The following is a 7,959-nucleotide window of genomic DNA, read 5'->3' as shown; positions in this document are numbered from 1 at the left end:
GCCTGCTGCTTCTGCTGCTGCCGCTGGCGGTGGCCCCCGCCGCCCGCAATGATAAACCGGTTTCGCTGGTGATTGACGATGCGCCAGTGGCCCAGGTGCTGCAAGCCCTGGCCGAAATGAACCATAAAAACCTCGTCGTCGCGCCGGACGTCAGCGGCACGCTCTCCCTGCGTCTGCAGAAGGTTCCCTGGAGCCAGGCGCTGCGGGCGGTAGCGGATAGCGCGGGTCTCTCTTTGCAACAGCAGGGGACGGTCATCTACGCGCACACTCAGGCCTGGCAAAAGGCAAATCAGGCGCAGCGTGAAGCCGAACAGGAGAAACGCCTGCAGAACCTGCCCCTGCAGGCGGAGAGCGTGACCCTGCACTTTGCCGACGCTGAGGAGCTGGCTAAAAGCGGCGGAAAGCTGCTCAGCGCCAGGGGACACCTGATGGCGGACAAGCGGACTAATCGGCTGCTGATCCGCGATGATGCCCGGCACCTGCCGGCGTTGAAGGCCTGGGCGCAGGAGATGGATCTGCCGGTCGGCCAGGTGGAGCTGGCCGCCCATATCGTGTCGATGAGCGAAACCAGCCTTCGTGAGCTGGGGGTGAAGTGGCGGCTTGCGGAAGCCGGAAGCCCGCCAGGCTCCGGGCAAATCACCACCCTAAGCAGCGATGTATCGGTAAACGATGCCAGCACCCGCGCAGGGTTTAACATCGGCAAGATCAACGGTCGCTTGCTTGAGCTGGAGCTATCCGCGCTGGAGCGCAAGCAGCAGGTCGAAATTATTGCCAGCCCGCGTTTATTGGCCTCCCACATGCAGCCTGCCAGCATCAAGCAGGGAAGCGAGATCCCCTATCAGGTTTCCAGTGGCGAAAGCGGCGCCACTTCGGTGGAGTTCAAAGAGGCGGTGCTGGGCATGGAGGTCACGCCGACGGTGCTGCAGCAGGGAAGAGTGCGGCTTAAGCTGCGAATAAGCGAGAATACGCCAGGCCAGGTGCTGAAGCAGGAAAACGGCGAAGCGCTGGCCATCGATAAGCAGGAGATAGAGACCCTAGTGGAAGTTCGCAGCGGCGAGACTTTAGCGTTGGGCGGCATCTTTTCGCAGAAAAACAAAACCGCCCGCGACAGCGTCCCGCTGCTTGGCGATATCCCGGTACTGGGACGTCTGTTTCGTCGTGACGGGAAAGATAATGAACGTCGCGAACTGGTTGTCTTTATTACGCCACGGATTCTGGCAGTACGTTAAGCAGGTTTTTCATGCTAAACACGTTTCAGGTGTTTGACGTGAGGACGGATTTAGCATACAAGGGGTACCGATTTGAGAGTCGGGTACGACATCAATCCTCCCTTTATTGTCCGGCGATTTTATTCAGTTGCCAAACCAGCCGGAGTATTGAGATAATTTTTAGTCTGACTCTCGCTCTATTGCATATGAGGTTTCAGTTCATGCCCTGCGGCGCTGGGTGTCTGCGAAGCGGGTTTATCATTAACGAATAGTCTTAGTAGTACCGAAAAAATGGCAGAGAAACGCAATATCTTTCTGGTTGGGCCTATGGGTGCCGGCAAAAGCACTATTGGGCGCCAGTTAGCCCAACAGCTCAACATGGAATTTTACGATTCTGATCAAGAGATTGAGAAACGCACTGGCGCTGATGTGGGCTGGGTCTTCGATGTTGAAGGCGAAGAAGGCTTCCGTGACCGTGAAGAGAAAATTATCAATGAGTTGACGGAAAAACAGGGGATTGTGCTGGCGACTGGCGGCGGCTCTGTAAAATCCCGTGAAACGCGTAACCGTCTCTCCGCCCGCGGCGTGGTGGTCTACCTGGAAACTACGATCGAGAAGCAGTTGGCCCGTACGCAGCGCGATAAAAAGCGTCCTTTGCTACAAGTCGATGCGCCGCCTCGTGAAGTGCTGGAAGCGCTGGCTGACGAGCGTAACCCGCTGTATGAAGAGATCGCCGATGTGACTATCCGCACAGACGATCAGAGTGCGAAAGTCGTCGCGAACCAGATTATTCATATGCTGGAAAGCAACTGATTCTGGCTTAATAAAAGTGCGTCAGAGTAATAGTCATTGAGGTGGATGTCGCGTTATGGAGAGGCTTACTGTTACCCTCGGGGAACGTAGTTACCCGATTACCATCGCGGCTGGTTTGTTTAACGATCCAGCTTCCTTCCTGCCACTCAAGTCGGGCGACCAGGCTATGCTGGTCACCAACGAAACGCTGGCGCCGCTTTATCTGGATACCGTCCGCTCTGCGCTGGAGCAGTCAGGGGTCAACGTTGACAGCGTCATTCTGCCAGACGGCGAGCAATACAAAAGCCTGGCGGTGATGGATACCGTGTTTACTGCGCTGTTGCAAAAACCACATGGCCGCGACACCACTCTGGTGGCGCTTGGCGGGGGGGTGATCGGTGATTTAACCGGTTTCGCCGCGGCAAGCTATCAGCGCGGCGTGCGTTTCATCCAGGTCCCTACCACCCTGTTGTCGCAGGTCGACTCGTCGGTCGGCGGCAAAACCGCAGTGAACCACCCTCTCGGCAAAAACATGATTGGCGCCTTCTGGCAGCCGGTTTCCGTGGTAGTTGATCTTAACTGTCTGAAAACTCTGCCGAAGCGCGAGCTCGCTTCCGGACTGGCTGAGGTCATCAAGTACGGGGTGATCCTGGATGGTGAATTCTTCAGCTGGCTGGAAAACAACATTGATGCGCTGCTGGCGCTGGACGATACCGCCATGGCGTACTGCATTCGCCGCTGCTGTGAACTGAAAGCGGAGGTTGTGGCAGCCGACGAGCGTGAAACCGGGTTACGTGCTTTACTCAATCTTGGACATACCTTCGGCCATGCTATCGAAGCGGAAATGGGCTACGGTAACTGGCTGCATGGCGAAGCGGTGGCGGCAGGTATGGTGATGGCGGCACGCACGTCCGAACGGCTGGGGCAGTTCCGCGCGCAGGATACTCAGCGCATTATCGAGCTGCTCAAGCGTGCAGGCTTACCGGTACGCGGCCCGCAGGAAATGAGTGCGCAGGCGTATTTGCCCCATATGATGCGCGATAAAAAGGTACTGGCTGGCGAAATGCGGCTGGTGCTCCCGCTCGCAATAGGAAGCAGCGAGCTGCGCGGCGGAGTGCCGCACGATGTGGTTCTTGGCGCGATTGCTGATACTCAGCAGGCGCAACAATAAGAAGGTCTGGCCGCGTTCGCGCGGCGTTATCATTTCGGGTGATGTGCAATAATCGTGAGCATAAGCCTTTTAGTGGGGTGTTAAATGGATGATTTCAAACCAGAAGACGATATGAAAGCCGATCGCAACGATCGTCGTGCTGGTCGTTCCCGTCAGTCTTCCGAGCGTGATGCCGATCCGCATATCAATTTTGACGATGTTGATCTTGATGCCGATGAAGGCCGTCCGACGCGCGCTGGTAAGGCCCGTCGCGAGCGTGAAGAGGAAGAGTTCGAAGAAGAACTGGATGCGCAAGACGAGGAGATGCTCGAAGAGCAGCCTGTAGAGCGTCGTCCGCGCAAGCGTAAAAAAGCGCCGGCCAAACCGGCCTCCCGCCAGTACATCATGATGGGTGTGGGGATTCTGGTGCTGCTGCTGTTGATCGTGGGTATCGGTTCCGCACTGAAATCGCCATCCTCTTCCAGCCAGCAGACCGCTTCCGGCGAGAAGAGCATTAATCTGTCTGACGACCAGTCCGCCAGCATGCCTGCTGCCGGCCAGGACCAGACTGCCGCCGCTAACAGCACCTCACAGCAGGACGTAACGGTACCGCCTATTGCCGCGAACCCGACGCAGGGCCAGGCAGCGGTTGCGCCGCAGGGCCAGCAGCGTATCGAAGTTCAGGGCGATCTGAACAATGCGTTGACCCAGCAGCAGGGCCAACTGGACGGCGCCGTGGCTAACTCGACGCTGCCGACTGAACCGGCTACCGTCGCGCCAATCCGGAATGGCGCCAATGGCACCGCGGCGCCGCGCCAGGCGACCGAGCGTCAGACAGCAGCGACCCCGCGTCCGGCTGAACGTAAGCATACCGTTATCGAAGCGAAGCCGCAGTCGAAGCCACAGGCCGTGGCGAAAACGCCGGTAGAATCGAAGCCGGTCCAGCAGAAGCATGTTGAAAGCACGGCGACCACCGCTCCGGCGAAAACGTCCGTCAGCGAAAGCAAACCGGTGGCCACCGCTCAGAGCAAACCGACCACGACGACCGCAGCGCCAGCGGCAACGGCAGCTGCGGCAGCGCCGGCAGCGAAGACCGGGAAGACGGCAGGTGACGTCAGCTCAATGAAAACTGCGCCGTCGGGTCACTATACTCTGCAGCTCAGCAGCTCCTCTAACTACGACAACCTCAACAACTGGGCGAAGAAAGAGAAGCTGGATAAATATGTTGTCTATGAAACGTCGCGTAACGGCCAACCATGGTACGTGCTGGTGAGCGGTATCTATGCATCGAAAGATGAAGCGAAACGTGCTGTCACCTCGCTGCCGGCGGACGTGCAGGCGAAAAATCCATGGGCAAAACCGCTGCATCAGGTTCAGGCTGACCTGAAATAATGCCGTGGGGTAGTCTTAAGCGCAGGATGCTGTCGGAGCTTTCTCCACAGCCGGAGAACGTGTAATTAGTTAGGCAGCATGAAAAAGAATCGCGCTTTTCTGAAGTGGGCAGGGGGAAAGTTCCCCCTGCTTGACGATATTAAAAAGCATTTGCCGGAAGGCGAGTGCTTGATCGAGCCCTTTGTGGGCGCCGGGTCGGTATTTCTTAATACCGACTTTTCTCGTTATATCCTCGCGGATATCAACAGTGACTTAATCGGCCTGTACAACATCGTCAAACTGCGCACCGACGAATACGTCGCCGCCGCCCGTGAGATGTTTACCCCGGAAAATAACGTCGCTGAGCGCTACTACCTGTATCGTGATGAATTTAACCAAAGCCAGGATCCGCTGCGTCGCGCGGTGCTGTTCCTGTATTTGAACCGTCACGGCTACAATGGCCTGTGCCGCTACAATCTGCGCGGCGAGTTCAATGTGCCGTTTGGCCGCTATAAAAAGCCCTATTTCCCCGAAGCTGAGCTCTATCATTTCGCCGAGAAGGCGCAAAACGCCGAGTTTTACTGCGAATCTTACGAAGAGTGCATGCAACGTGCGGATAGCCGCACAGTGGTGTATTGCGATCCGCCCTATGCGCCGCTAACGGCGACGGCGAACTTTACCGCCTACCACACCAACAGTTTCAACCTGGAACAACAGGTACTGCTGGCGCAAAAGGCGGAATCGCTGATGAAAAAGCGCATCCCGGTGCTGATTTCCAACCACCGCACGCCGCTGACGCAGGAATGGTATAAAAACGCGGCAGAAACGCATATTGTGAAGGTGCGGCGCAGCATCAGCAGCAACGGTGGTACGCGTAAAAAGGTGGACGAGCTATTAGCGCTCTACCGTCCGCCTAAGACCAAATAAATTTCAAGGAGATGCGGATGAAGCAGTATTTGATTGCCCCTTCGATTCTGTCGGCTGATTTTGCCCGTCTGGGTGAGGATACCGCGAAGGCGCTGGCGGCGGGTGCGGATGTCGTGCACTTCGACGTTATGGACAACCACTACGTGCCAAACCTGACGATTGGCCCGATGGTGCTGAAGTCACTGCGAAATTACGGTATTACCGCGCCAATCGACGTTCACCTGATGGTGAAGCCGGTCGACCGCATCATTCCTGATTTTGCCGAAGCTGGCGCCAGCATTATCACCTTCCATCCGGAAGCCTCCGAACACGTCGATCGCAGCCTGCAGCTTATCAAAGAGCACGGCTGTAAAGCGGGCCTGGTGTTTAACCCGGCGACGCCGCTGAGCTACCTCGATTACGTGATGGATAAGCTGGACGTGATCCTGCTGATGTCGGTTAACCCGGGCTTTGGCGGCCAGTCCTTTATTCCCCAGACGCTGGATAAACTGCGTGAAGTGCGCCAGCGCATCGATGCGTCCGGCTACGACATCCGCCTGGAAGTGGATGGCGGCGTGAAAGCCAGCAATATCGGCGAAATCGCCGCGGCGGGTGCGGATATGTTTGTTGCCGGTTCGGCGATCTTCGGTCAGCCGGACTACAAGCAAGTCATTGATCAAATGCGTAGTGAATTAGCGAAGGTGAGTCATGGATAAATTACAGGCGATCCGCGGCATCGCATTTGATCTCGACGGCACGCTGGTGGACAGCGCGCCGGGTCTAACCTCGGCGGTTGATAACGCTCTGTACGCCCTGGAGCTGCCGGTGGCGGGAGAAGAACGCGTTATCACCTGGATCGGTAACGGCGCCGATGTCCTGATGGAGCGGGCGCTGACCTGGGCTCGTCAGGAGCGAGCAACGTTACGTGCGGCGATGGGTAAGCCTTCCGTCGACGATCATGATATTCCGCAAGACGAGCAGCTGCGCATTTTGCGTAAACTGTTTGACCGCTATTACGCCGAAGCGGCGGAAGAGGGCAGTTTCCTGTTCCCGGCGGTGGCCGATACGCTCGGCGCGCTGCATGCCAAAGGCCTGCCGCTGGCGCTGGTTACCAATAAGCCGACGCCGTTTGTCGCCCCGCTGTTGGACGCGCTCGATATTGCGAAATATTTTACCGTGGTGATTGGCGGCGATGACGTGCAGAATAAAAAGCCGCATCCGGAACCGCTGCTGCTGGTGGCGGAAAAGCTCTCTCTGGCTCCAGCCGAGCTGCTGTTTGTCGGCGATTCGCGCAATGATATTCAGGCGGCCAAAGCGGCAGGCTGCTGCTCTGTTGGTCTGACCTACGGTTATAACTATGGTGAACCGCTTGCGCTGAGCGAGCCGGACTATCTCTTCGACCAGTTTAACGAACTCTTACCCGCTCTCGGGTTACCGCACAGTGAAACTCAGGAATTGAAACATGACTAAGCCCATCGTTTTTAGTGGCGCACAGCCCTCAGGTGAACTGACCATTGGCAACTATATGGGTGCGCTGCGTCAGTGGGTAAACATGCAGGACGATTACCACTGCATCTATTGCATCGTGGACCAGCACGCCATCACCGTGCGCCAGGATCCGCAGCAGCTGCGCAAGGCGACGCTGGACACCCTGGCGCTGTATCTGGCCTGCGGCATCGACCCGCAGAAAAGCACTATCTTCGTGCAGTCGCACGTGCCGGAACATGCCCAGCTAGGCTGGGCGCTGAACTGCTACACCTATTTCGGCGAACTGAGCCGCATGACTCAGTTTAAAGACAAGTCAGCGCGCTACGCGGAGAACATCAACGCCGGTCTGTTTGATTATCCGGTACTGATGGCCGCTGACATTCTGCTGTACCAGACCAACCAGGTTCCGGTGGGCGAAGATCAGAAACAGCACCTTGAGCTAAGCCGCGATATCGCCCAGCGTTTTAACGCCATCTACGGCGATATTTTTAAAGTGCCTGAGCCGTTTATCCCTAAATCCGGCGCGCGCGTGATGTCGCTGCTGGAGCCGACGAAAAAGATGTCCAAGTCCGACGACAACCGCAACAACGTCATCGGCCTGCTGGAAGATCCGAAATCGGTGGTCAAGAAGATTAAACGTGCGGTCACCGACTCCGACGAGCCGCCGGTAGTGCGTTACGATCTGAAAGAGAAAGCGGGCGTCTCCAACCTGCTGGATATCCTCTCCGCGGTTACCGGGAAAACTATTCCTGAGCTGGAACAGCATTTTGAAGGCAAAATGTATGGCCACCTGAAAGGCGAAGTCGCCGAAGCGGTATCGGGCATGCTGATTGACCTGCAGGAGCGCTATCACCGTTTCCGTAACGACGAAGCGTTTCTCAATCAGGTGATGAAAGACGGTGCGGAAAAGGCCAGCGCGCGGGCTTCTCAAACCCTGAAAGCGGTATACGAAGCGATTGGCTTTGTCGCCAAGCCGTAAGCGACGCAACAGCTAAAAGGGGGGGGGGGTGGGGCGCCCCCCCTTTTTTTTTTTTTTTTTTTTTT

Annotated in this window: 8 protein-coding genes; all 8 read left to right on the top strand. The window is 56.9% G+C overall.

Annotated features, from left to right (window positions below):
* Nucleotides 1-2: 2 nt before the first annotated feature.
* Nucleotides 3-1,229, top strand: a complete 1,227-nt coding sequence (gene hofQ / locus HMPREF9538_RS04850) for a DNA uptake porin HofQ (RefSeq protein ID WP_009486050.1) — start codon at nucleotides 3-5, stop codon at nucleotides 1,227-1,229.
* Between the two features lie 270 nt (nucleotides 1,230-1,499).
* Entirely contained in the window at nucleotides 1,500-2,021 is a 522-nt protein-coding gene (gene aroK, locus HMPREF9538_RS04855) for a shikimate kinase AroK (RefSeq protein WP_002920267.1), read from the top strand.
* Between the two features lie 55 nt (nucleotides 2,022-2,076).
* Nucleotides 2,077-3,171, top strand: coding sequence for a 3-dehydroquinate synthase (gene aroB / locus HMPREF9538_RS04860; protein ID WP_004150047.1), 1,095 nt, complete (start codon nucleotides 2,077-2,079; stop codon nucleotides 3,169-3,171).
* 84 nt (nucleotides 3,172-3,255) lie between these two features.
* Complete coding sequence (gene damX, locus HMPREF9538_RS04865) at nucleotides 3,256-4,542, top strand: cell division protein DamX (protein ID WP_009486049.1); 1,287 nt, start codon at nucleotides 3,256-3,258, stop codon at nucleotides 4,540-4,542.
* Nucleotides 4,543-4,620: 78 nt separating this feature from the next.
* Nucleotides 4,621-5,448 (top strand): adenine-specific DNA-methyltransferase, encoded by an 828-nt coding sequence (gene dam, locus HMPREF9538_RS04870; protein ID WP_002920260.1) that lies wholly within the window; start codon nucleotides 4,621-4,623, stop codon nucleotides 5,446-5,448.
* Between the two features lie 17 nt (nucleotides 5,449-5,465).
* Entirely contained in the window at nucleotides 5,466-6,143 is a 678-nt protein-coding gene (gene rpe, locus HMPREF9538_RS04875; protein WP_002920259.1) for a ribulose-phosphate 3-epimerase, read from the top strand.
* Nucleotides 6,136-6,897 carry a phosphoglycolate phosphatase gene (gene gph / locus HMPREF9538_RS04880; protein WP_004188345.1) on the top strand — a complete coding sequence of 254 codons (762 nt, stop codon included), beginning with the start codon at nucleotides 6,136-6,138 and terminating at the stop codon, nucleotides 6,895-6,897. Before rpe ends, gph begins: the two co-directional genes overlap by 8 nt.
* The gene (gene trpS, locus HMPREF9538_RS04885; RefSeq protein WP_002920253.1) at nucleotides 6,890-7,894 is read left to right on the top strand and encodes a tryptophan--tRNA ligase; all 1,005 of its coding nucleotides are present in this window, start codon (nucleotides 6,890-6,892) and stop codon (nucleotides 7,892-7,894) included. Before gph ends, trpS begins: the two co-directional genes overlap by 8 nt.
* Nucleotides 7,895-7,959: the final 65 nt, after the last annotated feature.

The organism is Klebsiella sp. MS 92-3 (assembly GCF_000195655.1).
In the GTDB taxonomy this organism is placed as follows: Bacteria; Pseudomonadota; Gammaproteobacteria; order Enterobacterales; family Enterobacteriaceae; genus Klebsiella; species Klebsiella pneumoniae.
Note: the sequence above shows the minus strand (reverse complement) of the source record. Positions and strands in the feature narration are given on the sequence as shown.